This is a genomic window from Nocardia vaccinii NBRC 15922, assembly GCF_001613305.1.
GTDB classification, from domain to species: Bacteria; Actinomycetota; Actinomycetes; order Mycobacteriales; family Mycobacteriaceae; genus Nocardia; species Nocardia vaccinii.
The window spans coordinates 180,519-206,328 of sequence record NZ_BDCC01000017.1 but is presented as its reverse complement, the minus strand read 5'-3'; the positions used below and the strand labels follow the sequence as shown (position 1 = coordinate 206,328).

General features: G+C 66.5%; 26 protein-coding genes. 13 read left to right on the top strand and 13 right to left on the bottom strand.

The features are described 5' to 3' along the window. Positions 1-23 precede the first annotated feature (23 nt). The 3 genes from NV1_RS13290 to NV1_RS13280 all read left to right on the top strand — a co-directional run bounded on the left by NV1_RS13290 (position 24) and on the right by NV1_RS13280 (position 2,656). Positions 24-845, top strand: coding sequence for an acyl-CoA thioesterase (locus NV1_RS13290; RefSeq protein WP_067890222.1), 822 nt, complete (start codon positions 24-26; stop codon positions 843-845). 303 nt (positions 846-1,148) lie between these two features. Then, positions 1,149-1,769 carry a pyridoxal 5'-phosphate synthase glutaminase subunit PdxT gene (gene pdxT / locus NV1_RS13285; protein ID WP_067890595.1) on the top strand — a complete coding sequence of 207 codons (621 nt, stop codon included), beginning with the start codon at positions 1,149-1,151 and terminating at the stop codon, positions 1,767-1,769. Between the two features lie 134 nt (positions 1,770-1,903). Continuing rightward, on the top strand, positions 1,904-2,656 hold the full coding sequence (locus NV1_RS13280; RefSeq protein WP_067890220.1) for a YebC/PmpR family DNA-binding transcriptional regulator: 753 nt from the start codon (positions 1,904-1,906) through the stop codon (positions 2,654-2,656). Positions 2,657-2,714: 58 nt separating this feature from the next. Here NV1_RS13280 and NV1_RS13275 read toward each other — a convergent pair whose 3' ends face one another. Continuing rightward, a complete protein-coding gene (locus tag NV1_RS13275) occupies positions 2,715-3,137 on the bottom strand; it encodes a TMEM175 family protein (protein ID WP_281181826.1) in 423 nt (140 codons plus the stop codon). Between the two features lie 52 nt (positions 3,138-3,189). On the opposite strand from NV1_RS13275, the gene NV1_RS13270 reads away from it, so the two are divergent. Beyond that, on the top strand, positions 3,190-4,131 hold the full coding sequence (locus NV1_RS13270) for a hypothetical protein (RefSeq protein ID WP_157116871.1): 942 nt from the start codon (positions 3,190-3,192) through the stop codon (positions 4,129-4,131). A gap of 76 nt (positions 4,132-4,207) precedes the next feature. Here the strand turns inward: NV1_RS13270 and NV1_RS13265 are convergent, their stop codons facing one another. Then, the gene (locus NV1_RS13265) at positions 4,208-5,728 is read right to left on the bottom strand and encodes a MutS-related protein (protein ID WP_067890211.1); all 1,521 of its coding nucleotides are present in this window, start codon (positions 5,726-5,728) and stop codon (positions 4,208-4,210) included. Further along, the gene (locus tag NV1_RS13260) at positions 5,725-7,242 is read right to left on the bottom strand and encodes a MutS-related protein (protein ID WP_084525337.1); all 1,518 of its coding nucleotides are present in this window, start codon (positions 7,240-7,242) and stop codon (positions 5,725-5,727) included. Before NV1_RS13260 ends, NV1_RS13265 begins: the two co-directional genes overlap by 4 nt. A 259-nt stretch (positions 7,243-7,501) precedes the next feature. On the opposite strand from NV1_RS13260, the gene NV1_RS13255 reads away from it, so the two are divergent. After that, on the top strand, positions 7,502-7,684 hold the full coding sequence (locus tag NV1_RS13255; RefSeq protein WP_218026967.1) for a hypothetical protein: 183 nt from the start codon (positions 7,502-7,504) through the stop codon (positions 7,682-7,684). A 56-nt stretch (positions 7,685-7,740) separates the two neighbouring features. Here NV1_RS13255 and NV1_RS13250 read toward each other — a convergent pair whose 3' ends face one another. The 3 genes from NV1_RS13250 to NV1_RS13240 all read right to left on the bottom strand — a co-directional run bounded on the left by NV1_RS13250 (position 7,741) and on the right by NV1_RS13240 (position 11,369). After that, positions 7,741-9,144, bottom strand: coding sequence for an alpha/beta hydrolase-fold protein (locus NV1_RS13250; protein ID WP_176580852.1), 1,404 nt, complete (start codon positions 9,142-9,144; stop codon positions 7,741-7,743). 216 nt (positions 9,145-9,360) lie between these two features. Continuing rightward, on the bottom strand, positions 9,361-10,473 hold the full coding sequence (locus NV1_RS13245) for an ABC transporter ATP-binding protein (protein ID WP_067890208.1): 1,113 nt from the start codon (positions 10,471-10,473) through the stop codon (positions 9,361-9,363). A 23-nt stretch (positions 10,474-10,496) separates the two neighbouring features. Further along, entirely contained in the window at positions 10,497-11,369 is an 873-nt protein-coding gene (locus tag NV1_RS13240) for a carbohydrate ABC transporter permease (RefSeq protein ID WP_067890203.1), read from the bottom strand. Between the two features lie 98 nt (positions 11,370-11,467). Here NV1_RS13240 and NV1_RS13235 point away from each other — a divergent pair, with 98 nt between their 5' ends. Further along, on the top strand, positions 11,468-12,619 hold the full coding sequence (locus NV1_RS13235) for an RNA-guided endonuclease InsQ/TnpB family protein (protein ID WP_067890201.1): 1,152 nt from the start codon (positions 11,468-11,470) through the stop codon (positions 12,617-12,619). A gap of 34 nt (positions 12,620-12,653) precedes the next feature. Here the strand turns inward: NV1_RS13235 and NV1_RS13230 are convergent, their stop codons facing one another. The 3 genes from NV1_RS13230 to NV1_RS13220 are packed head-to-tail and all read right to left on the bottom strand — an operon-like array spanning position 12,654 to position 16,026. Beyond that, a complete protein-coding gene (locus NV1_RS13230) occupies positions 12,654-13,637 on the bottom strand; it encodes a carbohydrate ABC transporter permease (protein WP_084525336.1) in 984 nt (327 codons plus the stop codon). Between the two features lie 2 nt (positions 13,638-13,639). Then, complete coding sequence (locus NV1_RS13225) at positions 13,640-15,028, bottom strand: ABC transporter substrate-binding protein (RefSeq protein ID WP_067890199.1); 1,389 nt, start codon at positions 15,026-15,028, stop codon at positions 13,640-13,642. Continuing rightward, positions 15,025-16,026 carry a sugar-binding transcriptional regulator gene (locus NV1_RS13220; RefSeq protein ID WP_067890197.1) on the bottom strand — a complete coding sequence of 334 codons (1,002 nt, stop codon included), beginning with the start codon at positions 16,024-16,026 and terminating at the stop codon, positions 15,025-15,027. Before NV1_RS13220 ends, NV1_RS13225 begins: the two co-directional genes overlap by 4 nt. Before the next feature lie 58 nt (positions 16,027-16,084). Between NV1_RS13220 and NV1_RS13215 the strand changes: the two genes are divergently transcribed. Together NV1_RS13215 and NV1_RS13210 are read left to right on the top strand one after the other, a co-directional pair. Further along, the gene (locus NV1_RS13215; RefSeq protein WP_245713699.1) at positions 16,085-17,533 is read left to right on the top strand and encodes a mannitol dehydrogenase family protein; all 1,449 of its coding nucleotides are present in this window, start codon (positions 16,085-16,087) and stop codon (positions 17,531-17,533) included. A gap of 76 nt (positions 17,534-17,609) precedes the next feature. Further along, positions 17,610-18,197, top strand: coding sequence for a hypothetical protein (locus NV1_RS13210; RefSeq protein WP_245713698.1), 588 nt, complete (start codon positions 17,610-17,612; stop codon positions 18,195-18,197). A gap of 60 nt (positions 18,198-18,257) precedes the next feature. Here NV1_RS13210 and NV1_RS13205 read toward each other — a convergent pair whose 3' ends face one another. Further along, positions 18,258-18,572: a DMT family transporter gene (locus NV1_RS13205; RefSeq protein WP_067890579.1), complete on the bottom strand. Its 315-nt coding sequence runs from the start codon at positions 18,570-18,572 to the stop codon at positions 18,258-18,260. Between the two features lie 260 nt (positions 18,573-18,832). On the opposite strand from NV1_RS13205, the gene NV1_RS13200 reads away from it, so the two are divergent. From NV1_RS13200 to ruvB, 4 genes are all read left to right on the top strand, one after another. Beyond that, positions 18,833-19,342 (top strand): O-acetyl-ADP-ribose deacetylase, encoded by a 510-nt coding sequence (locus tag NV1_RS13200; RefSeq protein WP_067890576.1) that lies wholly within the window; start codon positions 18,833-18,835, stop codon positions 19,340-19,342. Between the two features lie 314 nt (positions 19,343-19,656). Continuing rightward, positions 19,657-20,226: a crossover junction endodeoxyribonuclease RuvC gene (ruvC, locus tag NV1_RS13195; RefSeq protein WP_067890193.1), complete on the top strand. Its 570-nt coding sequence runs from the start codon at positions 19,657-19,659 to the stop codon at positions 20,224-20,226. Then, positions 20,223-20,828 carry a Holliday junction branch migration protein RuvA gene (gene ruvA, locus NV1_RS13190; RefSeq protein ID WP_067890191.1) on the top strand — a complete coding sequence of 202 codons (606 nt, stop codon included), beginning with the start codon at positions 20,223-20,225 and terminating at the stop codon, positions 20,826-20,828. Before ruvC ends, ruvA begins: the two co-directional genes overlap by 4 nt. Before the next feature lie 6 nt (positions 20,829-20,834). After that, positions 20,835-21,917, top strand: coding sequence for a Holliday junction branch migration DNA helicase RuvB (ruvB, locus tag NV1_RS13185; RefSeq protein ID WP_067890188.1), 1,083 nt, complete (start codon positions 20,835-20,837; stop codon positions 21,915-21,917). Positions 21,918-22,044: 127 nt separating this feature from the next. Here the strand turns inward: ruvB and NV1_RS13180 are convergent, their stop codons facing one another. The 3 genes from NV1_RS13180 to NV1_RS13170 form a co-directional block, all read right to left on the bottom strand. Beyond that, a complete protein-coding gene (locus NV1_RS13180; RefSeq protein WP_067890186.1) occupies positions 22,045-22,590 on the bottom strand; it encodes a DUF302 domain-containing protein in 546 nt (181 codons plus the stop codon). A 30-nt stretch (positions 22,591-22,620) separates the two neighbouring features. Further along, on the bottom strand, positions 22,621-23,379 hold the full coding sequence (locus NV1_RS13175; protein ID WP_157116869.1) for a DUF8737 domain-containing protein: 759 nt from the start codon (positions 23,377-23,379) through the stop codon (positions 22,621-22,623). 75 nt (positions 23,380-23,454) lie between these two features. Further along, positions 23,455-25,026, bottom strand: a complete 1,572-nt coding sequence (locus tag NV1_RS13170; protein WP_067890180.1) for a DHA2 family efflux MFS transporter permease subunit — start codon at positions 25,024-25,026, stop codon at positions 23,455-23,457. 79 nt (positions 25,027-25,105) lie between these two features. On the opposite strand from NV1_RS13170, the gene NV1_RS13165 reads away from it, so the two are divergent. Further along, on the top strand, positions 25,106-25,801 hold the full coding sequence (locus tag NV1_RS13165; protein WP_084525335.1) for a winged helix-turn-helix transcriptional regulator: 696 nt from the start codon (positions 25,106-25,108) through the stop codon (positions 25,799-25,801). The last annotated feature ends 9 nt before the right edge of the window (positions 25,802-25,810 follow it).

The following is a 25,810-nucleotide window of genomic DNA, read 5'->3' as shown; positions in this document are numbered from 1 at the left end:
GGCGACTTCCGGAAGGACGGATCATGGCGACGATCGAAGAGGCACTGGAGCTGGAGCGGCTCGAGCGGGACATTTTCCGTGGCGCATCGCTCAAGACCCAGCTGCCTCGTACCTTCGGCGGGCAGGTTGCCGGACAGGCGCTGGTCTCGGCGGTGCGCACGGTGGAGGCCAAATTCCAGGTGCATTCGCTGCACGGGTATTTCCTGCGCCCCGGCAAGCCGACCGAGCCGACGGTCTACGAGGTCGAGCGGATCCGGGACGGCCGGTCGTTCTGCACGCGCCGGGTGACCGGAATCCAGGACGGTCAGGCGATCTTCACCATGTCGGCCTCGTTCCACATCGGCGACGAGGGGCCCGAGCATCAGGACCTGATGCCGCAGGTGCCGCTCCCGGATCGCCTGCCGGACGCGAAGACCTCGATGAATCCGGAACGCCTGTGGGCCATGCGGGAGTGGGAGCACTGGGACATCCGCCCCATCCCGACCGACCAGATCACCCCGCGCGACGGGCTGATCTCCCAGCAGCAGGTGTGGTTCCGCTACCGCCACCCGCTGCCGGACGATCCGCTGTTCCACGTCTGCACGCTCGCCTACATGAGCGATATGACATTGCTCGGCTCCTCCAAGGTCACCCATCCGGACGAGCCGACCCAGAACGCGTCGCTCGATCACGCCATGTGGTTCCTGCGGCCGTTCCGCGCCGATGACTGGCTGCTCTACGACCAGAATTCGCCGTCGGCCGGATTCGGTCGCGCGCTCACCGGCGGCCGGATCTTCACGCGGCAGGGCGAATTGGTGGCTGCGGTCGTCCAGGAGGGACTCATTCGCACGCTTCGCACGATCTGACCTGCGCCCGGTTTCGCTCAGGCGGGTTGGACGCGCACCGTGTCGGGATGCGGCGCAGCCGGCGTTACAGCTCGTCGCTGCGGTGGTTGGGCAGTGCACGGCCCCAGCCCGGTCGCCGCGGTCGGACCGACGAGGTGGCCGGACGTGGGCACGGTACCGGCCGATACGTCGGTCACCCGCGCGAGTGCTCGCCCGCGCACAGCGTTCGACACCTCGTACTTGCGAAGTCTCGACGGGCAGGTGATCAGAACCACATCCGCGCCCGGCTGCTCGGGGCGCTCGCCCGCCTGCTCGTATGCTCGAATCGTGAAACCGATCATCGGAGTGCTGGCGTTGCAGGGTGACGTGCGCGAGCATTTCCACGCCCTCGCCGCCTGCGGCGCCGAACCGGTGAACGTGCGGCGCGAGTCCGAACTCGACACCGTCGACGGCCTGGTACTACCCGGCGGCGAATCCACCGCGATCAGCAAATTGCTCGAGGTGTTCGGGCTGCTGGAACCGTTGCGGCAGCGGTTGCGCGACGGCCTGCCCGCATACGGCTCATGTGCGGGCATGATCCTGCTCGCCGATACGATTCTGGACACCCGGCCCGATGCGCGGTCGCTGTCCGGGATCGATATGACCGTGCGGCGCAACGCATTCGGTCGTCAGGTGGATTCGTTCGAGACCGATCTGGATTTCGAGGGCATCGGGGGAGACCCGGTGCGCGCGGTGTTCATCCGCGCGCCGTGGGTCGAGCGTGTCGGTGCCGGGGTGCGGGTGCTGGCGACGGTACCGTCCGGTCCCGCGGCCGGCCGGATCGTCGCGGTGCGCCAGGGCAGTGTGCTGGCGACCTCGTTCCATCCGGAGGTGACCGGCGATCTGCGGGTGCACGGCATGTTCGTGGATATGGTCCGCGAACGGACGGCCGCCCGGCTCGGTTGAACCGCCCGTCCGGGCGCCGCGCACGCCCCCGCGGGGCGAGAGCGGGCGTCCGGTATGACCTGAGACACCGCGCAGTAGACTGACACAGTTATCTGCGCGAATCTCGAGCACACCGACGTGAAGGAAGTAGGGGAATGAGCGGCCACTCCAAATGGGCCACCACCAAGCACAAGAAGGCCGTGATCGATGCCAAGCGCGGCAAGATGTTCGCCAAGCTGATCAAGAACATCGAGGTCGCGGCGCGTACGGGTGGTGGGGACCCTGGAGGAAACCCGACTCTGTACGACGCCATCCAGAAGGCGAAGAAGTCCTCGGTCCCGAACGACAACATCGAGCGCGCCCGCAAGCGCGGCAGCGGTGAAGAGGCCGGCGGCGCGGATTGGCAGACCATCACGTACGAGGGTTACGGCCCGAACGGCGTCGCCGTGCTGATCGAGTGCCTCACCGACAACCGCAACCGCGCCGCCGGTGAGGTGCGCGTGGCGATGACCCGCAACGGCGGCAATATGGCCGATCCCGGTTCGGTGGCGTATCTGTTCCACCGCAAGGGTGTGATCACGCTGGAGAAGAACGGCCTGAGCGAGGACGACGTCCTGATGGCCGTGCTCGACGCCGGCGCCGAGGAGGTCAACGACCTGGGCGATTCCTTCGAGGTGATCAGCGAGCCCGGTGATCTGGTCGCGGTGCGTACCGCGTTGCAGGAAGCGGAGATCGAATACGATTCGGCCGAATCGGGTTTCCAGCCGTCGGTTTCGGTCGCAGTCGACGCCGAGGCGGCCCGCAAGGTGTTCAAACTCGTCGATGCCCTCGAGGACAGTGACGATGTGCAGAACGTCTACACCAATGTGGACGTGAGCGACGAGGTGCTCGCCGAACTCGACGCGTAATCCTGTCTCGACCGAAGGCCGCCCGCAGCGAATGCTGTGGACGGCCTTCGGTTTTCGATCAGGCAGCGCGACCCGAGCGCAGGCGCTCCTGCGCGAACGCCTCGAGCGGCCCCGTGACCGCCAGTAGCAGCAGCGACTCCTCGATCCGCTGCATCACCATCGTGTATGTGATTACGCCCAGGTAGATTCCGATCGCCAGCCGGTCCCGATGGGTGAACTCGTCGAGGACCGTCGCCAGTGGCAGCGCCGCGATCCCGAGCAGCCAGAACAGATTCGCCCGCACCAGCCGCGGGGTGTACCCGGTCGCGCGCTCGAACAGTTGGTGGTGCTCGCGCCAGAACACCCCGATCACCGCGAAAGTCACCGCCGCCGTGACCAGCGTATAGACGTTGTCGGACAAGAACTTCGACGTCGTACCGTGCTCGAGTGTCGCGGCGGTGCGGTGCGGGACGCGTCCGCTGGTGGGGCGGCACGCGGGAATCGGTTGGACGGGTATGCTATTCCGGTTCGAATTCTGTTCAGGGGAGTTGCAGATGGTGAATCAGTATCCGGCGGGGGTTCCGCCGGTTCGGTATCCGACTCCGGGTGGTCCGGGTTGGCCCGGACAGCCGGGTGCGGGGTGGGCGCAAGTACCTCCCGGGGTGGTTCCGGCGCAGGGGCCTCGGCGGTCGCCGATCGATCTGGTGGCCGGCATCGCGGCGATCCTCACGGTGGCGGTTCAGATCCTGCTGTCCTGCCTGGAGGGCAATCTGATCTGGTTCTACATCCCCAGGACCCACCTGTTTCTCGGCAGCGGCGACTATGCGCTGTTGATCTGTCAGCTGGCGACCATCGTCGGTGCGATCTTGCTGATGACCTCGGGGCATCGCTCGCCAACGGCGCGGACGGTGGCAACGCTCGGTATCGGGGGAATGTTCTGCTTCCAATCCATCGCGGTGCTCGCGGCGGCCCAGGTGTACTCGATCCGACTGAACTGGATGCTCATCCCCGATTTCGTGGCAGCGCTGGTCGCGCTTGTCGCGATAGTGATCGGGAACCGGTCCGCCGGGCTCGCCGCGCCGTCGGCCGCAAGGCGCGGCCGGCCGTTCGCGCCGCAAGGGCCAGCGCCGCAACTGGTGCCGCATTTCGGCATGCCACAACCGGCTATGGTGCAGGGCGCTGTGCCGTACCAGGGCGCTGCGCATGTTCCCATGCAATATCCGGGGATGCCGCAGCCCGGTCTGCCACAGCAGGGGATCGCCCCGGAAACTATTGTGCAGCAGCCAGGTCCGCCAGGTGCGCTTGCGCAGCCGGGAATGCCGCCGCAAGCGCCGCCGCCCGCGTCGATGGCTCAGCAAGCAATGCCGCAACCGGGGATGTCGCCGGGCGGCGGTGAGCCCGTGGCCTCCGATCGTGGATACCCGCACGCCGGGCAGCAGTTCAGTGCACCGCCCGCGACAGATATTGCGGCACAGGGGAGTACGCCGCAGTTCTGAGATCGGTACTTCTTCGGTTCACCGCCGATACCGGTCTTCGCGGCGTTGTGTGGACCGGACGTCGTCCGGCGTTGAGCTACTCGGTCGAGGTGACGGGGCTGGGTGGCAGGGGTAGTGGCATGCGACCGAAGACCTTGTGGAAGATGTCGTCGGCGTGGCTGCCGGATTCGGGGGAGCCGGGGACGAGGTGGTAGGTGCGGGTGCCGTCGGGGAGGCGTTCGGCGCGCAGGAACAGGTCGGTGGGATGGGCCGATGCGGCTCGGCGGCAGGCGAATTCGGTGAGATGGGTGACGAAGACGATGCGGACGCCGGTGTCCAGGAGGGCGTTCAGGAGTGGTTCGGCTATCTGTTCGGCATCGCGGGCGCCGGTGGAGGCGAAGGATTCGTTGCACAGCAGGAGTGAATCGGGGGACATGCGGTCGACGAGTTCGCTCATCCGGACCAGTTCCTCGACCAGTTTGCCGTGCGACATGGTGCGATCCTCGTCGGCGGCGAAATGGGTGAATATTCCGCCGTGCAGGCCGGTTTCGAAACTCTCCGCGGCGACGAACATCCCGGCGTGCGCCATCAACTGGGCTGCCCCGACCGCGCGCAGGAGCGTGGACTTGCCGCCGTTGTTGGCTCCGGTGACGATGATGAGCGAGCGGCCGTCGGCGTCGAGATCGTTGCCCACGACCGCACGCCCGCCGGCCAGGCACATCCCGATATCGCGTAATCCGGTGCCGCGCAGGCGCGGTGCGCCGGCGGGGTGGACGGTCGGCAGGCAGATGGGCACGCGATCCCGGATCAGTCTGCGACGCAGGTTCACGCAGCCCAGGTAGAACGCCAGTTGGGTGCGCAGCCGGGCGAAGAAATCCTGCACCTGGTCGGCGGCGTCGCCGACCACGTCGGCGATGATCTGCAATGCCGGATTCTGTAGCTGGACAACGGGATCGGATTCGGTTTCCGGATCATCGATGGCTTCGAACGCGCGTCCGGTGCGGCGGTCGAGACCGAAGCGGCGTCGGCGGATGGGCGGGTGCAGGCGAATCCCGGCGGTCTTGTTGCCGGGGCCCAGGCCTGCGGTGAAGTGCAGACCGTTCTCGAAATCCAGTGCGGCGAGCTCCTGTTCGACCGACGCGAGATACCGCTCGTCGAGTTCCGTGGCGACCGTCGCGGCCAGATCGGCGAACCCGGCGGACTCGAATGACGCCGCATGACGCGCGCACGCCGCCCGCAGTTCGCGCAGGCAGCCGAGCAGTTCTCGCAGCGGCTCCAGGGCGAGCAGCAGCTTGCCGTTCGGGCGATGTCGCGGTCCGACCTTCCATCGTCTGACTCGAGTCGCCTCCGTGGCGGTCCGGTAGAGCTCGCGAACCGCCGAGGGGTGGGCGCAGCAGTCGGCGAGCACGGCATGGCGGTAACGGATCACCTCGGGATCGGTGATGCTCGCGGACAGCACCGCCCGCACCGCCTCGGCGATGGCGGGGTCCTCGCCGTGCTCGTCGTCGTGGGCCGTGATGGCGCAGAGCGCGTTCAGGCCGAGATCCGCGAGGGTGCGCTGTTCGATGGTGATGGTCCGGACCGTGACGTCGGCCGGTTGCAGTAGAGCGAGCCTCATCGTCGGATCCTCGCGGTCACTCGGTCGTAGGTCAGCCCGTGGCGGCCGGCGAGCTCGACCGCATGGAGTTGTCCGTCGGGCGGTCTTCGCTCGATGCGGAAAGTGCGCCGGGCGGTGTCGTCGTCCGATTCGGTGACCGCGACCATACTCACCACCGGCGATGAGGCGCGGGACAATTCCTCGAAGAAGGTGACCCACAGCGCGAGCGCGCCCCGGCCGATGATCCGCCCGAGGATATCGCCGCCGATCCGGACCGCATCGGATGTGCTTGTGGAACTGAAACTTTCGTTCATCACGATCACGCTGTCGGCGGTGACGCGGTCGAGCGTCTCACGCATCCGGGTGAGTTCGCCGAGTAGCCGGCCGTCCGGATCGCCGGGATCCTCGGCATGTTCGAAGTGGGTGAAGATCGCGTCCGGCAGGGGCAGGCGTGCGGCGCGGGCCGGAACCGGGCAGCCGAGTGCGGCGAAATACAGCAGCTGCCCGAACATTCGGGCGAAGGTGGTCTTCCCGCCCTGGTTCGGGCCGGTCACGACCAGCACTCGTTCCGGGCTGCACAGCCGGAAGTCGTTGCACACCAGACTGTTCGCGCGACGTGGCCGGGTGGCGAGTGCGAGATCGAAGGTGCCGCGGGCATACACTTCCTCGCCGGGCGCCGCCGTCTCGGCCAGGCACAGCGGATGTCCCTGGGCGGCGAGGTTGCGGCCGAATGCGAGATAGACCAGATAGAACTGGATTTCGCGATCGAACCGCATCACCACCGGATCGAGGAAGTCCGGATGGTCGATGCAGAATTGCTCGAGTCGCGCGAACGGTCCGGGATGCAGCTGTGCGACCTCCCGCAGGATCTGCTCCTCGGTCTGATTCATATCGGCCCACTGCGCTCGAGGCGGCGATGTGGCAGGCGCGGCGCATCCGAAGCGCGCGAAAAGTTTCGCGATCGAGGTGCTGTAATCCGCTGCGCCCTCGTCGAATCCGACCTCGATGGTCCGGCCCACGATCCGAAGGCTGTAACGGACCGTGTCCAATTCCGCGCGGACCTGTCGTATCGCCTCGGCGAGCGCGGTGATCCGTGGTTCGCGAAGGTGTCGGCCGAGCAGTTCGCGCCATTCGCGCAGCCCGCGGGAGCGAATCGGCAGGCCGGAGACTTCCTCGGACAGCCGCGTGAGAATCAGCAAGTAGTTCTCGGCGGCATCGAGATGCCAACGCCGGAGTTGGTGCGGCTGCTCCAGGCGAGCACTTTGCGCGAGTGCGCGGCGAATCGCCCGCATACCGGACGCGAATTCGTGGAAGGCCGCGCGCAACGGCAGGTCGTCGAGGTCGGCGAACACCTCGCGTCGATAGGCGACCGTATCCGGATCGCGAACCGGCCGCAGATACAACGGGCCGAGGTCGTATTCGGTATCACCGCGCAGCACGGTGGCCAGCACCTGGTCGATATTGAGATCGGCGCGCGCCGTGCGATCGACCTCGACCACGGCCGGATCCGGCCGGACGATGCTGAACTCCTGCACTTCGCCTCCCCACGTGCGATATCGGTGAGCCGGGCGGTTCGCACGGTCCCCTCGCTATCGAAGGCTAAGAGCATTACTTACCGGGCGTCAAGTAATGAAATGTGTCCGGATGCCGGTCCGTTCGAGTGGTCGTGTGATCAGATCGGGTTTACCCTGCGCGAGTGGATCGGGATTGGCGCGAAGACGAGTACCTCGAAAATCTGTGGGGTGAGCGTCATCGTTTCGCCTGGGTGATGCGGCGGTACGGGGGAATGGCGCAGTGGAGGCGGAATCGAGTGCGGTGCGACGGTATCCGTACGAGCAGCCCGACGCACCGTATCGAGGGCTGATCTTCCACGACGAGGCATGGCATTGGGCGATGGCGCGGATTCACGGTGAGCGGTACGCACACGAGCATCCGGAACTGGCCGAGCCGCCCGCGGAGTATCGCGAACTCGGTTGAGCGACAGAAATTCCGGGTGAGCAAGGTACGCTCACCCCGGGGGCATCTCTCGATACTCAGGTGCTCGCCGGTACCGGCAGGCCGACCCGCGCGCTCACCCAGGCCAGTGAGGAGCTGAACGCGGCAGAGGCGAACTGCCAGGTGTGCCCGCCCCGAGTGGTGTGAATGGTGCAGTCGATGCCGACCTTCTTACCTGTGGCACACAACTTCTCGGCCGCGCCTACCTCACTCGACCCCTCGAACGCGTCCTGTCCGCCCTTGCCGATCTGATCCTCGCGCACCTTCGGCATCTTGAAGCCCTTGGGCATGCCGCCCCTGCCGTTGTGCTGCGGAGCGGTCAGATCGTCGAACAGACCCGCGACCCCGGTGTAAGGGCCGTGCTTGTCCATCACCGTGACCGGATCGAAGTGTTCCCACTGCGCGGTGCTGCCGCCGTAGAGACGTTGGACGGTCTGCGCCTTGGTGCCCGAATCGGGTCCGGCGTCACCGGCGATATCGACGAAAGTGTGGAACAGCTCCGGATGCATGACCGTCAGATCCACCGCGCAGGTGCCGCCCATGGACCAGCCGACCACCGCCCAGCGCGCCGGATCGGCGGACGCGTCGAACTTCGATTCCACGTACGGGATGACGTCCCTGGTCAGATGGTCGGCCGCATTGCCGCGCGGCCCGTTGACGCATTCGGTGTCGTTGTTGAAACTGCCGCTCGAGTCGACGAAGACCAGGATCGGCGCCCGGCCGCTGTTCGCCGCGGTGAACTTGTCGATATCCGGCATGATCTGCCCGCTGCGCAGCCAGTCACCCGGGGTGTTGAACTCGCCGCCGATCATCATCACCACGGGCAGGGACGGCGGGGTTTTCCCGGCGAACCAGGCCGGGGGCAGGTAGACGTATTCGGTGCGGTGCTTGAAGCCGCTGGCGTTGCCCGGGATGTCCACCGGCACGACGACGCCGGTCTTCGGATCGGTGCCGCGCATGCCCGCGAGCGCGTCCATACTGGTCTGGTGCGGTAGCGGTCCGGCGGTGAGCGCGCTCCACGCCGATTGCGCGGTCGGGTAGTAGCCGACCCACTGATTGAGCACCACCCCGGTGCTGGCGATCGCGAACGGCAGCGCGAGGATGGCCGCCACCCGCTGCCACCAGCGCGCACCCGGCCAGCCGACGACCACGACCACCAGCGCCGCGACCATCGCGCCCACGCAGATCCACAGCAGAACCGGGGCGGGATCCGAGGCGAGCCCCTGATCGTTCGTATACGCCCACGCGCCCAGCGCACCCGCGACGCCGAGTGCCACCGCGATCGGGATCCGGATCAGCCACCAGCGCCGGGTGAGCCGGACAATCGCGATGAGCAGCAAGACGATCGCGATGATCTCGATGGTCAGCGGCAACCACCCGTGCAGCAGTGACACCCCGTGGTGGAAATTCATCTCGCTGGGATTGAGCTTCGCCGACGGCATCGCGGGAGCCGGAGGCGGGGCCACTCCGGCCGGTGTCGGGGTGGGCGTTGTCGTGACGTCCGTCTGCACAGGAAACACGGCGGTAATTCTCGGTGGTCCACCTCGAGGTTTGCTGTGAGCGGGCTACGAGTGGCGTGAACGGAGCGCTGCGCCCCGCGCCGGACCGACATTCGTCGGCGACACGACGCGGGGCGGAAATTGATCGGGCTGATGTGGTCAGTCGCCGATGCGGTCGCCGGTTTCGGGATGGAACAGGTGGACCGCGCCCGGATCGGTGATGTGCAGGGCGATCGATTCGGCGAGACGGGCCGGGGCGCGCTGCGGCGAGCGGGCCACGAAGGTGACGGGAGTGCCCTCGAGTCCGGAGATCGGGTCGCCGGGGATGCGAGTGTACACATACGACTCGCTGCCCAGCTCCTCGACGAGTTCGACCGTAGCGGTGAAACCCGTTCCGTCGCGGCGCAATTCGAGGTGCTCGGGGCGGATGCCGAGGGTGACCGAATCCAGCCCGGCCTCGGCGAGACGGGTCATCCGTTCGCGCGGCAGTTCCACCGTCGTCCCGGCGATGTCGACGCCGCCCGCGGCCAGCGGTACGGTGCACAGATTCATCGATGGTGAGCCGATGAATCCGGCGACGAAAGCGTTGGCGGGGTGGTCGTAGAGCGTGGCGGGGGTGCTGAACTGCTGCAGTTGGCCGTCGCGCAGCACCGCGACCCGGTCGCCCATCGTCATGGCCTCCACCTGATCGTGGGTGACGTAGACCGTGGTGGTGCCCAGGCGACGTTGCAGTGCCGCGATCTGGGTGCGGGTCTGCACGCGCAGTTTGGCGTCCAGATTGCTGAGGGGCTCGTCCATGCAGAACACCCGCGGCTCGCGCACGATGGCTCGGCCCATCGCGACGCGCTGGCGTTGGCCGCCGGAGAGTTTGGCGGGTTTGCGATCCAGATACGGTGTGAGCCCGAGCAATTCGGCGGCCTCGGCGACCCGGCGCTTGCGCTCGGCCAGCGGGACCTTCATCATCTTGAGCGCGAAACCCATGTTCTCACCGACGGTCTTGTTCGGGTACAGCGCGTAGTTCTGGAAGACCATGGCGATATCGCGGTCCTTGGACGGGACACCGACCATGTCGTGACCGTCGATGCGGATGCTGCCGCCGTCGATCTCCTCGAGTCCGGCGAGCATGCGCAGCGCGGTCGACTTGCCCGAGCCCGAGGGCCCGACCAGGACGATGAATTCGCCGTCGGCGATGTCCAGGTCGAGCGAGTCGACCGCGAGCGTCTCGGCGCCCGCGTACACGCATGAGGCCTTGTCGTATTGAATGGTGGCCATTGTCGTTTACCTCACTCGAGCTCTTATTTGATGGCGCCGAAGGACAGCCCACGCACCAGCTTGTTCTGTGCGAACCAACCGGCCAGGACGACGGGCAGGGCGGCCAGGGTGGCCGCGGCGGACAGCCGGGCCCAGTACAGGCCCTCGCCGGTGATGAAGCCGACCAGGAACACCGGCATGGTCTGGGCCTGCACGGCGGTCAGGTTGACCGCGAAGAAGAATTCGTTCCAGGAGAAGATCACGCAGATCAGCGCGGTGGCGGCGATGCCGGGGGAGACCAGCGGCAGGATCACCTCGCGCATCGCGGTCCACAGGCTCGCGCCGTCCATGCTGGCCGCCTCGAGCAGTTCGCCCGGCACCTCCAGGAAGAACGAGCGCATCATCCAGACCGCGATCGGCAGATTCATCGCGGTGTAGAGGATGACCAGCGTCCAGATGTTGTCCAGCATGCCGAGATCGCCCACGATCACGTACAGCGGGATGATCGCGGCCACGATGGGCAGCATCTTGGTGCCGATGAAGAACATCAGCGCGTCGCGAGTGCGCGTGATCGGGCGCAGCGACAGTGCGAACGCCGCCGGAACGCCCAGTACCAGAACCAGAATCGCGGAGACGATGGTGGCGAAGGCGGAGTTGAGCAGCGGCGTGCCGACACCGCTGGAGAACACCGCCGAGAACTGGTCCAGCGTGGGCACGAAGAACAGCTTCGGGGTGTTGGTGTAGGCGTCGCCCTCCTGTTTGAACGCCGTGAGCACCATCCACAGCACCGGGAAGAACATCCCGATGCCGACGACCCAGGCCAGAATGCCCCAGCCGATACCGGCCCGGTTACGGCGGCGGCGCACCGGAACCTGTTGCGCCGCGGATGTTGTGGATGCGGTGGTAATAGTCGTCATCGGGATTCCGTCTTGTATGCGCCGCGACGCACCGCGGGGAGGACTGGGTAGCTGTCCTGGTTGTGGTGCATGACAACGTCTTTCGATAGTATGTTCGAATGGATGAGGTGGTGCGATACACGTACCGGTTGCGGCCTGGACGCACCGCCGAGACTTCGTTGCTGGCCGAGTGGGGCCGCTGTCGCTGGTTGTGGAACGAAGCGGTGCATCAGCAGAAATCCGGACGGAAGCCGACGTTCGCACGGCTGGGCAAAATGCTGACCGAGGCGCGGGCGAACTTCCAGTGGTTGCGTGAGGGGTCGCAGGTCGCCCAGCAGCAGACGCTTCGCGATTACGCGCAGGCGCTGGACCATTCGTTTACGGTGAAAGGGCGTGGCCGACCGAAGGTCAAGTCCCGCAAGGCTTCCCTGCCCTCGCTGGAGTACACCACACGCGGGTTCTCCATCCGCGACCGCCGGTTGTGCCTGCCCAAGGGCATCACGATTCCGGTCGTGTGGTCGCGAGAACTGCCCTCGCCGTCCACGTCGGTGCGTGTCTACCGTGACAGTCTGGGATGCTGGTATGCCTCCTTCGTGGTGCGCCGAGAGATCCAGCCCCCTTCGTACGGTGAAGGTGCAATCGGTATCGACTGGGGTGTGTCCACCACAGCGACCACCACTAACGAGGCGTTCGATCTGCCGCATCGGGGGTACCGCAAGCGATGTGCGGCCGAGTTGACGAGGGCCCAACGCACTATGGCCCGGCGTCATCGGAAGGGCCGACCACAGTCGCGGGGTTATGCCGATGCCAAGCGCCGTGCCGCCCGGCTGGCGAAGAAAGCTGCTCGGCAAACCACGCACGACTCCCGAGTGTGGGCCAAGCGTGTTGTCCATACCCATGACCTGATCGCGGTTGAGGACTTCAAGCCGGTGTTCCTGGCCAAGTCGACGATGGCGCGCAAGGCTGCTGACGCGGCGATCGGCGTGGTGAAGCGTGAACTTGTCGAGCGTGCCGTGCGGGCCGGGCGAAAGGTGGTGATGGTCCGGCCCGCGTACACAACGATGACGTGTAGTTCCTGCTTTGCGAGAGCCAAACAACGACTGGAGCTGCACGAGAGGGATTTCCGGTGCGAGGACTGCGGTTTCGCCGACAGTCGTGATCGGAATGCTGCCAGAGTGGTTCTGGCCGTGGCAGAACGGGGCCACGTCAGTGTCGAAGATGTAAGACAAGCGGATCACCTCCTCCGGGTGGTTGGTTCGGTTGCGATTTGAGCTGGATATCTCCCGCCTTCAGGCGGAAGAACCGTTAAGCTGCTTCCTCCTTGCCGGTGAACGAGGTGAACAGCAGTCGTAATGCGAACGTCGCGACGACCGTCGTGCCGATGACGGTGACCACGCCCATGGCCGCGGCCTGGCCGATGTCGAAGCCGAGGAAGGCGCGCTGATAGATGTAGAAGGGCAGGTTGGAGCTGGCGATACCGGGCCCGCCCTGGGTCATCATGTACACCGAGTCGAACGTGTTGACCAGATAGATCGCGCCGAGCACGGTCCCCAGTTCGATGAAGCGCCGCAGATGCGGCAGGGTGAGTTCGCGGAACACCTGGAGCGAATTCGCCCCGTCCACCCGGGCGGCCTCGGTGATGTCGCGGGGCATGGACTGCAGGCCGGCGAGGATCAGCAGCATCATGAACGGCGTCCACTGCCAGACCATGTCGGCCATCACCGCGGGCAGCGGGAATTTGCTCACCCAATCGGTCTGGCCGGCTCCGAACGGTTTCAGCACGAAGTTGACCAGGCCGAACACCGGATCGAGCATCGTGGTCTTCCAGATCAGCGCCGCGGCGACCGGCGTGACCAGGAATGGGGTGATCAGCAGGGTGCGAACCACGCCGCGCCCGAGGAAGGTGCGATCGAGCAGCAGCGCCAGCAGTAGTCCGAGGACCACCGAGACGATCACGGTGCCGACGATCAGGATGACCGTATTGAGCGTGACCGACCAGAACTGGTTGTCCCGGAACACATCCGCGTAGTTGCCCAGCCCGACGAAGTGGCGCGAACCCGGCCGGACCAGGTTCCAGGACTGCGTCGAGTAGTACAGGGTGAACACGAACGGGATCTGGGTGACCACGATCATGAAGATCAGCGCGGGCAGCAGGGGGCCGCGCTTGCGCCAGCCCTCGGCTCGAGAAACGCTCTGGGCGCGTCGGATGATGTCCGACGGCGGGGTGGCCGCGGGGGCCGTGGTGGCCGACCGGGGTGGTGGGGTGGGGGTATGCATGGACGTGGACATGGCTACTGATTCCCTCGATACGACCTGCCGACGGTCTCGGCATATTCCTGGGATTGCTCGAGTGCGGTCCGCACGCTCTCCCGCCCGGCGATCGCCGCGCTGATCTGCTGGCTCACCCGGGTGCCCAGATCCTGGAACTCCGGAATGGCCAGGAACTGGATGCCGGTGTACGGAACCGGTTGCACCGTGGGATGTTCCGGATCCACGGTGGACATCGCCTGCAGGGTGACCGGTCCGTACGCCTTGGCGGCCTCGGCGTACTCCGGGATCTGGTAGGTGGAGTTGCGGCTGCCCGGCGGCACATGCGACCAGCCGAGCTCGGCGCCGACGTGCTGGATGTACTCCTTGCTGGTCATCCAGGAGATGAATTTCCATGCGGCGTCCGGATTGTGGCTGGTCTTCGGGATGCCCAGCGACCAGGTGTACAGCCAGCCGGAATTCGGCTTCTGCGCGATCGGAGCGAGGACGTAGCCGATCTTGCCGACCACCTTGCTCGCCGAGGGATCCTCGAGCACGCCGACCGCTGAGGTGGCGTCGTACCACATGGCCGTGTCGCCCTGGGACAACTGCGTGGCGCACTCGCTGAAACCGGCTGTCGCCGCGCCGGGTTCGCCGTGCTTGCGGACCAGGTCGACATAGAAGTTCACCGCCTTCTCCACCTCCGGGCTGGTGAGCTGGGCATGCCAGTTCTCGTCGAACCAGCGACCGCCGAAGGTGTTGATCACCGTGTCCAGCGGGGCCAGGGTCTCGCCCCAGCCCGGATCGCCGCGCAGGCAGATCCCGGAATGCCCGTGCGCCGGATCGTCCAGTTTGGCGGCGAACTGGGCCACCTGATCCCAGGTCGGCTGATCGGGCATGGTCAGACCGGCCTGCTGGAACAGATCCTTGCGGTACATCAAGAACGAGGACTCGCCGTAGAACGGCACCGAATACATATCGCCCTTGTAGGACAACGACTTGCGCAGCGAGGAGATGAAGTCGGCCGCGTCGTAGCCCGGGGTTTTCGCCTGATAGGGAGCCAGGTTGGTCAGCCAGCCGTCCGCGGCCCACTGCGGCGTCTCGTAGTTGCTGATCATCACCACGTCGAATTCGCCGCCGCCGGTGGCGACCGAGGAGGTGATCTTGGCGCGCGCCTCGTTCTCCGACAGCGAGACGAATTTGAGCTTGATACCGGGATTGGCGCGCTCGAATTCGCTGGAGAGTTTGATCGCGTCCTGCATCTGTGAATTGGAGACCATCGCGATGGTGACCGTGCGGCCGCCGCCGGAGGTGAACGAACCCGCACCCGCACAGCCACTGAGCGCTAGCACTGACGAGAGTGCCAGTGCCGCTAGACCTTTCGCGTGCCGCCTGATGCGGCCGGGGCCGTTCTTGTTCTTGGGCGTTGTCATGGGCCTGCGCCCTCCTTCTTTTCCAGCAGCCACCGCGCGCACTCGATGTCGGTGACCAGGATCGTGGCCAGCCCGCCGCGCAACGCGCCGAGAACGGCCTGGTGTTTGGGCTCGCCACCGGAGATCAGCACCGTGCAGCCGCAGGCGCGGATCGCGTCGAGGCCGACCGAGACCGTGCGTGCGGCAAGGGATCCGGCGATTTCGGTGCCGTCGGCGCGGAAGAAGCGGCCGCCGATCTCGCCGACCGCGCCGAGGCCGCGCAGCTCGTCGAGCAGGGCGGTGTCCAGATAGCTGCCCTCGAACAGGGTGGTCGCGGTGGAGACCGTGCCGACGCCGAACATCATCACCTCGGCCGCGCGGCCCAGCGCGATGGCGCGACCGAGGACCGAATCCTGCTCCAGCGCGGTGACCGTCGCCGCGTCGGCGTACAGCGGTGCGTGCAGGCGGACCGGGGTGGCTTGCAGTTGGGTGGCGCAGCGGCCGAGGGTGAATTCGACGCCGGTCTGGTAGTCCGAGGAGGTCAGTGAGCCGTCGAGCTGGACGACGGTGGCGCAGCGCGCCGAGTGCGGCCCCAATTCGGTGGCCACGGCGATCGTTTCCGGACCCCAGGTGAATCCGAGGGTGGCCTCCGGGCGCAGCCGGCGCCCGAGCACCGCGACCGCGGCGCGGGCCAGCGGGGCCAGGCTCGCGGGTGAGTCGTCGGGCGCCTCGCCGAGCACCACCGCCTCGGTCAGCCCGTAGGCCGCCTCGAGCTCGCGTTCCAGATCGGTGTGCAGCTGCGCGCGCAGTTCTTCGGGGACGACGATCTCGATGCGCACCAGGCCCTGTGCTCGGGCGCGGGCGATGAGCCGTCCGGCGGTCGGGCGCGAAACGCCCAGTACGGCAGCGATTTCGGCCTGGGTGGCGCCCTCGAAGTGGTAGAGCCGCGCGGCACGCAGCGCCATCCGGACGTCCTCCGGATTGCTGGGCCGGGGTTCAGGGGCCACGATGCTCCTCATCGAATGATCATCTGCTCACGGGGTGATCTATTGCTCGCAACACGGTACCATCGGGCATGTGACGCACACAACACTTTCGCCATCGACCTATGACCGGGACGGATTGACGGCCGGAATCGTGCACTTCGGAGTCGGCGGATTCCACCGTGCGCATCAGGCGATGTACGTCGACCGGCTACTCGGGCGGGGCGGATCGAAGGAGTGGGCCATCTGCGGCGTCGGCGTCCTGCCCGGTGATCGCCGCATGCGCGATGTGCTCACCGCGCAGGACGGGCAGTACACCCTCTCGGTGGTGGGTCCCGACGGCGCCTGGGACACCCGGGTGATCGGCTCGATCATCGAATATCTCTACGCGCCCGACGACCCGGAGGCGGTGCTGGCGAAACTGGCCGATCCGGCCACGCGCATCGTCTCGCTGACGATCACCGAGGGCGGCTACGGAATCGACGCGACAACCGGCGAATTCGACGCCGCCGAGCCGTCCGTGGCCGCGGATCTGGAGCCGGGCGCGGTGCCGCGCACGGTATTCGGTCTCGTGGTCGAGGCGCTCGCGCGGCGGCGGTCGGTGGGCATCGCGCCGTTCACGGTCATGTCGTGCGACAACATCCAGGGCAACGGCCATGTCGCCCGGCGAGTGTTCGGCGCCTTCGCCCGATTGCGTGATCCGGACCTGGGCGACTGGATCGATCGGGAGGTGAGCTTCCCCAATTCGATGGTGGACCGGATCACCCCGGTCACCCCACCGGAGGCGGCGGCGGAAGTATTGCGCCGCAGCGGAATCACCGACCGGTGGCCGGTGATCACCGAACCGTTCACACAGTGGGTGCTCGAGGATTCCTTCACTCTCGGCCGACCGGCCTACGAAGAGGTCGGAGTGCAGGTGGTCGAGGATGTCACCCCTTACGAGTTGATGAAGTTGCGTCTGCTCAATGCCAGTCACCAGGGGATCGCCTACTTCGGACACCTGTGCGGTTACCGGATGGTCGACGAGGCCGCGCGGGATCCGCTGTTCGACCGATTCCTGATGCGGTACATGGATTTCGAGGCCACCCCGACGTTGCGCCCGGTCCCGGGCGTCGATCTGGACCGCTACAAACGCACGTTGATCGAACGTTTCGGGAATCCCGCGATCGGTGACACCATTGCCCGGCTGTGCGCCGAATCCTCGGACCGGATTCCGAAGTGGGTGCTGCCGGTCATCCGGGAGCGGCTGGCCGCGGGCGGTGAAATCGACTGTGCCGCGGCTATCGTGGCGAGTTGGGCGCGCTACGCCGAGGGAGTCGACGAACGGGGCGAGCCGATCGAGGTGGTCGACCGGTTGCGAGATCGGCTGCTGCCGCTGGCGCAGCGGCAGCGCACCGATCCGACCGCATTCCTGTGCGACCGTTCGGTATTCGGTGATCTGATCGATGAGCCGCGATTCCTGCGTCCCTATCTGGCCGCTCTGGAATCGCTGCACACGAAGGGAGCGCGGGCCACACTGAGCGAACTTGCCGGACCGGAGTGAAAATCGACGACGAAATGGCCGAAAGGGGTGGGTCGGTGCTCGGCGAGCGAGGCTCGAGGGTTACTTTTGAAGGGCTATGAAAACTGCCGCCACCACAATTTCAGGAGCATGGCGCGCGGGCGACGACACGGCAGTGTCGTTCCGTGACGCCGCCGTCGCATGGGCGCTGGCCGCCCATGGGGTCCTCGCCGAAACCGCCACCGGCTATGGACATTTCGTTACCGTCGAAGAGTTGGCCGAGCGGGTGCAGGAGATGTCGGGCGTGCGTACCAACGCCCCGACCCGAACCTGGATGGACGCGATCCTGCGCAAGGTCGCGCGCCGCTGCCACAGCGCGGGAGAGCCCCCGCTGACCGCATTGTGCGTCCGGGCCAACCACACCGTCGGGGACAGCTACAAATACGTTCTCGAACTCGCCGGGCTGCCGCGGCCGGAGGATCTGGAACTGCATGCGGCGTACGCGCGTTGGCAGTGCTACCAGACCTACGGTGCGGACGTTCCGGCCGACGGTGGCGTGCCGCCGCTGACGCCGAAGGTCGCGGCCCGCCGCGGAGCGGTCACCGCGCGTCCGGCCGAGCCGGAGCCCGATCCGGTCGCGGCTCCGGCGGTGTGCGCGCAGTGCTTCATTCAGCTGCCTGCCACCGGAGTCTGCCAGTACTGCTGAGCATTTCGCGGTCCGCGCCGGCGGTCGGTGCGGACCGCTGTACAGCCATGCCCGCGGCGGTCAGTGAAATGTCCTGAGCCCCATCACTCCCGCCACGATCAGCAGCAGACATACGACGCGGCCCACGGCGGCGGATTCACCCAGCCACAACATCCCGACCAGAGCTGTGCCGACCGCGCCGATGCCGACCCAGACCGCGTAGCCGGTGCCGACGGGAATCGTGCGCAACGCGTACCCGAGTCCGGCCATGCTCAGCGCCAGCGCCGCCACAAAGCCCACACTGGGCCACAGCTTGCTGAATCCCTCGGACTTCTCCAACGAGATCGCCCACGCGGTCTCCATCAATCCCGAGACGATCAACAATAGCCAGGCCATGCTCGTACGGTATGCGACCGTCAGGTTCCGGCCGGCATCGTTCCGGCCGGCGGCATCTTCGAGACTGCGGAAAGTCCGAGCGCGGAGAAACTCGGTCGACTCGTGCCGGGCAGGATGCTCTCGCTGTCCGGTCACATGGGACGACTTCGCCCGTGCACGCGGCTACGGCGCGGCTCCCATGCGAGGGCGAGAAGAATACGACCGCGTCCCGCGCTATGGCGGTTCGGCTGCCGGGCGTGCCGACCGGGCACAATGTTGACATGGCCGAACTCGTTTTGGTGCGTGGCGATATCACCGAGCAAGCCGTCGACGCGGTGGTGAACGCGGCGAACTCCACTCTGCTGGGTGGCGGGGGAGTGGACGGCGCGATTCACCGGAAGGGTGGCCCGGCCATTCTCGCGGAGTGCCGGGATCTGCGCGCATCCCGCTACGGCAAGGGGCTGCCGACCGGCGCCGCGGTGGCCACCACCGCCGGAAATCTGCCCGCGCGCTGGGTGATTCACACGGTCGGCCCGGTGTGGTCGGCCCGCGACGATCGCTCGGAGCTGTTGGCCTCCTGCTATCGCGAGTCCCTGGCCATCGCCGACGAGCTGGGCGCCGAGACGGTCGCTTTTCCGGCGATATCCACCGGAGTCTTCGGCTGGCCCATGGACGACGGTGCTCGAATCGCGATCGAGACGGTGCGGGGAGCGCGTACGGACGTGCGGCGGATCAGTTTCGTACTGTTCGGTGCCGACGGGTACCGGGCATTCGAGAACGCGCTGACGTGACAGGCGTATTCGAGAACGAGGCGATCCGAGCGTTCTCGCGGGAAAGATGTCGGTGGTCTCTGATATAGCTGGGCAGAATTGTCGGCCACCGTCGGTCGGCTCAGCGGATTGCTGGACCTGGGGAAAGACGGTTGGTCGGCGATCCCATGCGGCAGTGGTCAGCTCGCGCGAACGATCCGGCCCTGCTGTGCCTGCCCGCGCACATGCGGGCGGGTGCATCGGCGCGGTAGGGCGCTCCGTGTCGGTATCGGGCGGGTCGATGGTCGTCCTCTAGACTTCGAACAACTGTTCGCGAATCAGGTAGGGGTGCTTACGTGCGGGTGATGGGTGTGGATCCCGGGCTCACCCGGTGTGGTCTGAGCGTTGTGCAGGGTGGGCTGGGGCGACGGGTGAGCGCGGTGGGCGTGGATGTCGTGCGCACGCCGCCGGAGATGGATCTCGCACATCGGTTGCTGGCGGTTTCCGATGCGGCCGAGCAGTGGATGGATACCCACCGGCCCGAGGCGGTCGCGATCGAGCGGGTGTTCTCCCAGCACAACGTGCGCACCGCGATGGGTACCGCGCAGGCGGGCGGCGTGATCGCGCTGGCCGCGGCGCGGCGCGGTATCCCGGTGGCGTTCCACACGCCGAGTCAGGTGAAGGCGGCGGTCACCGGTAACGGGTCCGCGGACAAGGCGCAGGTGACCGCGATGGTGACCCGGATCCTGGGCCTGGCGACCGCGCCGAAACCGGCCGATGCCGCCGATGCGCTCGCCTTGGCGATCTGTCATTGTTGGCGGGCGCCGATGCAGGAGCGCATGGCCAAGGCGGAGGCCATGGCCGAAGAACAGCGGCGCAGATATGCGGAACGACTTGCCCGGCAACGGAAGGCGGTGAACCGGTGATCGCGTCGGTACGCGGTGAGGTGCTCGAGATCGGCCTCGACCATGCGGTGATCGAGGCCGCCGGGGTCGGCTACCGGCTCAACGCGACACCCGCGACGCTGAGCACCCTCACTCGCGGTGAGGAATCGCGACTGTTCACCGCGATGATCGTCCGCGAGGATTCGATGACCCTGTTCGGCTTCGCCGATACCGAGGCGCGGGATCTGTTCGGTCTGTTGCAGACCGTCTCCGGCGTGGGGCCCCGGCTGGCGATGGCGGTCCTGGCGGTGCTCGAACCCGAGGCGTTGCGCAAGGCCCTGGCCGAGAGCAATGTGGCCGCGCTGACCCGCGTACCCGGCATCGGCAAGCGCGGGGCCGAGCGGATGGTGGTCGAACTGCGCGACAAGGTGAATCTTGTTCCGGTGCAATCCGGTCCGCCGGGCGTCGCACCCGCTCCGGTGGTCACGCCGGTGCGCGAGCAGGTGATCGAGGCACTCGTCGGACTCGGATTCGGAGCCAAACAGGCCGAACCGGCGGTGGACACTGTCCTGGCCGAGGATCCGGGACTCGACACCGCCAAGACGTTGCGCGCGGCACTGGGCATGCTCGGGAAGAACCGGTAGCGGCGGATGGGTGAGGAGTTCGAGGAGGAGCAATCCCCGGTCACCGCAAGCTATCTCAACTCGGACGGTGAGGTCGAGGCGAGTCTGCGGCCGAAATCCCTGGACGATTTCATCGGTCAGCCGCGGGTGCGGGAACAGTTGGCGCTGGTGTTGCGCGGGGCGAAACTGCGCGGTGGCATTCCCGACCACGTGCTGCTGTCGGGGCCGCCCGGACTGGGGAAGACCAGTATGGCGATGATCATCGCCGGGGAGCTGGGCTCGGCGTTGCGCATCACGTCCGGTCCGGCGCTCGAGCGTGCCGGTGATCTGGCCGCGATGCTGAGCAATCTGGTCGAGGGCGACGTGCTGTTCATCGATGAGATCCACCGCATGGCTCGCCCGGCCGAAGAGATGCTCTATCTGGCGATGGAGGATTTCCGGGTGGACGTGGTGGTCGGCAAGGGGCCCGGGGCGACCTCGATCCCGTTGGATATCGCGCCGTTCACCCTCGTCGGCGCGACCACGCGCTCGGGTGCGTTGACCGGTCCGCTGCGTGACCGCTTCGGATTCACCGGACATATGGATTTCTACGAAGCCGATGAGCTGCAACGCATTCTGGAGCGTTCGGCGCACATTCTGGGAGTGCGCCTGGAATCCGATGCCGCGGCCGAGATCGCCGGTCGGTCACGCGGCACCCCCCGGATCGCGAACCGCCTGCTGCGCCGGGTGCGCGACTACGCCGAGGTTCGCGCCGACGGCCTGATCACGGTCGATATCGCCCAGGCCGCCCTGGCCGTGTACGACGTCGACGGCCTGGGCCTGGACCGCCTCGACCGCGCGGTGCTCGGCGCGCTGGTCCGCAGCTTCGGCGGTGGCCCCGTGGGTGTTTCGACCTTGGCCGTCGCCGTGGGCGAGGAGGCCGCCACGGTGGAGGAGGTGTGCGAACCATTCCTGGTCCGCGCCGGAATGGTCGCCCGCACCCCCCGCGGCCGGGTTGCCACTGCGGCCGCCTGGGAACATCTGGGCCTGGTCCCACCCCCCGACCTCGTCTTCGGCTCCATCGAGGTCCGCGGCCGTGAATCCCACCCCACGCTCGACCTGTTCGAGTAAGCAGCTTCCTGGAGTCCGACATGGCGGGCGAGATCGACTACAACTCGCCTTGACCTGGGTTCACAGCATTCATTCGATAATGTCGAGGCATGCCTCGGGTCGGAGGCATCGTCCGGTTGCCCGTGCGTCACAGCGCACTCGGCGTGAGTTCGGTTGGCACGGTCACACCGAGCAGGCCCAGCACGACAGCGAGCTTCCGGTCGAGCAACTTTCCGACGCCGGCGATGTCGGGATTGCCGAAACTGTCGAAGCGCGTGGACGGCTGGTCGATGCCGAGGAAGGTGCGGTCGTCGCCGTCGGTATAGATGGCAACGCGTATGGGTGCGTACAGCATGATTCCCGCATCGTGTCGAAACATGGTCTCGGCGATCACGTTGTTGCCGATCATGTACGTGACCGCACGAGTGTCGTTGCCCCGCAGCTTCATCATCGCGGTCGGGTCCAACGTCCAGAAGTTCGCGAACGAGTTGGGCGTGCGTTCCGCGGTATATCTCGTCACGGCCTCCAGGTCACCGGCGTTGACCATCTCGGTGAGCGCGGTGAAGTCGATGTCGGGTACCAACTCCTCGAAGCGGCGGCACACGTTGTCGAACGTGTCATCTGCCTCGATAACGAACCGGTTGACAGAGTGAGTGATGCGACGGACGCGCGCGGTGTCGGCGGACAGGGTCATCGGATTCTCCTTGTGGGGTGCGAGTTTCGATCAGCCGACGACGAGCGTGGGCTGGGCCTGGGTGGCGGTGGCGGAGATCCGGGTCCGCAGTTTCGCCAGCGAGATGAGGTGCAGCGTGAACAGCAGGGGCACACCCGCCGTGGGGATCAGGACCAGTGGCAGCGTGGAGATCAGCTGTGTCGTGGGGGTCAGGTGGAGCAGCCGTGTATTGCCCGGTCCGCCGAGGAATCCGACCGCGAAGGCAACGCTGATGTCCAGCAGCCCCAGGATGTTGAACAAGATGAACCGGCGAGTCCCGTCGCCGTTACGCAACTTGCGGATCACCCTGGGCGCGGCCAGGCCGATCGCGATGTCGCCGAGACCGGCTGGAAGCGCGAAGGCCGGCGGCAACCCGCCCAGCGCCAGGACGATCAGGAAGATCACACCGGCCACGCGTGCCTCATGCGGTCGGGCAAGTCGCGACAAGATCTGTGGATCGGACAGGACACTCCGGGCGATCGGCAGTCGGGTCGAAACGAGTAGCCCGATCACCGGTATCGCGAATCCCAACGCTACCCACGGCTTGGTGGTGGCGTCATCCAGCCGGTACACGTGGCCGGCGGCCAACACCGCCGTCACCAGGATCCATCCGACGTATCCGGCGACGAACAACGCCGACAGACGCAATGCCGCTCTGTTGTCCACTCCCACGGCCTTGGCCGACATCCATAACTGTCTCGCTGTCATGAGCAATATCAGTCCGATGGCGACGATTACCAGCGCCCACAAGTACCAGGGGACAGATGACATGGCGACTCCATTCTCCATGGCCGACGCATCGGGCGCCGACCGCGACTTCGGAAATTCGGGCTCTTGTTCTCGGACTCACGCCCGGTCCCGGGCGATGATCGGTTCGGTTGGGCCGTGCGGTGTTTCGGACTCTCGAGGAGGTTGGGCGGGCAGAAACACGGCCGCGAGCAGTGCGCCTCCGGCGGCGATGGCTCCGGCCACGAGGCAGCCGATAGCGAGTCCGTGATCGAAGGCGTTCGTGGCCGCGGCGTGTACCGCGTTCCCGATGACGCTGCGACCGTCCGCGGACAGCTGTCCGGCAACGCTGTACGCGCCGCCGACCGACTGATGGGCGACGCGGGTCAGCGCGGACGGAAGATGTTCGGGTAGGTCGGTGTCGAGTCGAGCGCTGTAAAGGGAGGCGTAGACGCTGCCGATGACAGCGACGCCGAGCGTGCCGCCCAGCAGTCGGGTGGAATCGTTGACGGCGGACCCGATGCCGGCCTGACGAGCTGGGACGGCCCCCATGATTGATTCGGTCGCGGGTGCCGAGGTCAGGCCCATGCCCAAGCCGTAGACGACCATCTGGATTGCGATGATCTCGTACCTGGAGGTAGGCGTTATGCCTGCGGCGACCCAGAAGTAGAAGCCTGCCTGCAGCACCAGCCCAAGTGTGACGATCGCCTTGGTGCCGACCTCGACCGCGAGCCGCGTGCCAACAGCGGAGCCGATCGCGACCGAGACCGCGACCGGGAGCAGGTGAACGCCGGTGGACAGAGCGCCGTAAGTGCGGATGAACTGGAAGTACTGCGTCATCAAGAAGATGAAGCCGAACAGCGTGAAAAAGCACACCGTGACCGCCCCGCTGGCCGCACTGAAACGCATGTTCGCGAACAGTCGCACGTCGAGCATGGGGCGGTCGGTTCGCCTTTCGGCCGCAACGAACGCGATCAGCAAGACCGTCGCAGCGGCAAAACCCAGCAGGGTGGCCGATGCGGTCCAGCCTCGGTTCGGTGCCTCGATGACGGTGTAGACGAGCACGGCCATGAATCCGCCCGAGAAGGCGAGGCCGAAAAAGTCCATCCCGGGCGATGCCGGGATCCTCTCCCGTGGCACGCACAATGCGGCCAGGATGATGGCGGCCGATGAGACCGGCCCCAGTGCGTAGAAGATGCTCGACCAGCTGAAGTGCTCGAGCAGCAAGCCGCCGACGATCGGCCCGAGCGCGATGGCCACTCCGCCGGTGGCGCCCCATAGCCCGATCGCCAGCGCGCGCTCGTTGCGGCTGACGAACACGCCGGTCAGCAGCGACAGTGTGGCGGGAAACGTCATCGCGGCTCCCAAGCCCATCACGCCGCGTGCGGCGATGAGCCCGCCGGGGGTTGTCGCAAAGCCGCCGACGAAGCTCGCGACACCGAACACCAGCAGGCCCGCCAGCAGCATGCCCTTGCGTCCCAGGCGGTCCGAGACGCTGCCGCAGGTGAGCAGGAGCGCCGCGAATACCAGGTTGTAGGCATCCACCACCCACTGCAATTGCGTCGTAGTCGCACCGATTTCCGTGGTCAACGTCGGTAGCGCGACGTTGACCAGGGTGGTGTCGACGTTGATCACGAAGGCGGCCACCAGCAGGGCCAGAAGTACAAGCGGTTTGGATCGAAGACGAGTCATGGTGGAACCATAACCATCGTTGATAGAAAAAAACAACCTATAAGTTGAAAAACTCAACTCCCGAGGTTATGCTCGTTGCATGCGAAGCTATGGTGAATACTGCTCGATCGCCCGAGCTCTGGACCTCGTCGGCGACCGCTGGACACTGCTGATCGTTCGCGAGTTGCTCGTACAGGGGCCGTGCCGATTCACGGACCTGAAAAACGGACTCCCCACCATCGCCGCCAACCTTTTGTCGACCCGACTGGGCGAGCTCAAGGAGAGCGGGTTGATCGACAGCACTTCCGCACCGCCTCCTGTCGCGACCACCCTCTACGAACTCACCGAGACCGGACGGGCGTTGGAACCTACCCTGCGGACGCTCGGCCTGTGGGGCATGCGATTCATGGTTACCGAGCGGCCCGGCGACGCGTTCCGAGCCCAGTGGCTCGCCTATGTGCCGGCGTGGTTCACCACCGACGCCGATCCCGACGGCCCACCGCTGACCATCCAACTGATCGCCTCCGGCGAACACGCGGTCGTCGAGTTCGGCGACGGCCGGGTCCACGCCAGAGTCGGCCGCGTCGCCGACCCGGACCTGACCATCGAGGGTCCACCCCGCGCCGTCCTCGGGCTGCTCACCGGGTTGATAAATCTCGACGGTGCCACCGCTCTCGGGCTCACCGCGCTCGGGAGGCGCGAGGTTCTCGATCGACTGCGACCTGTCACCGAACCCGGACCACCCCCTGAGCCGACATCGATCGGGCACCAGCCCGTCGGCGGCGCTGACGAATGAAGGAAAAAG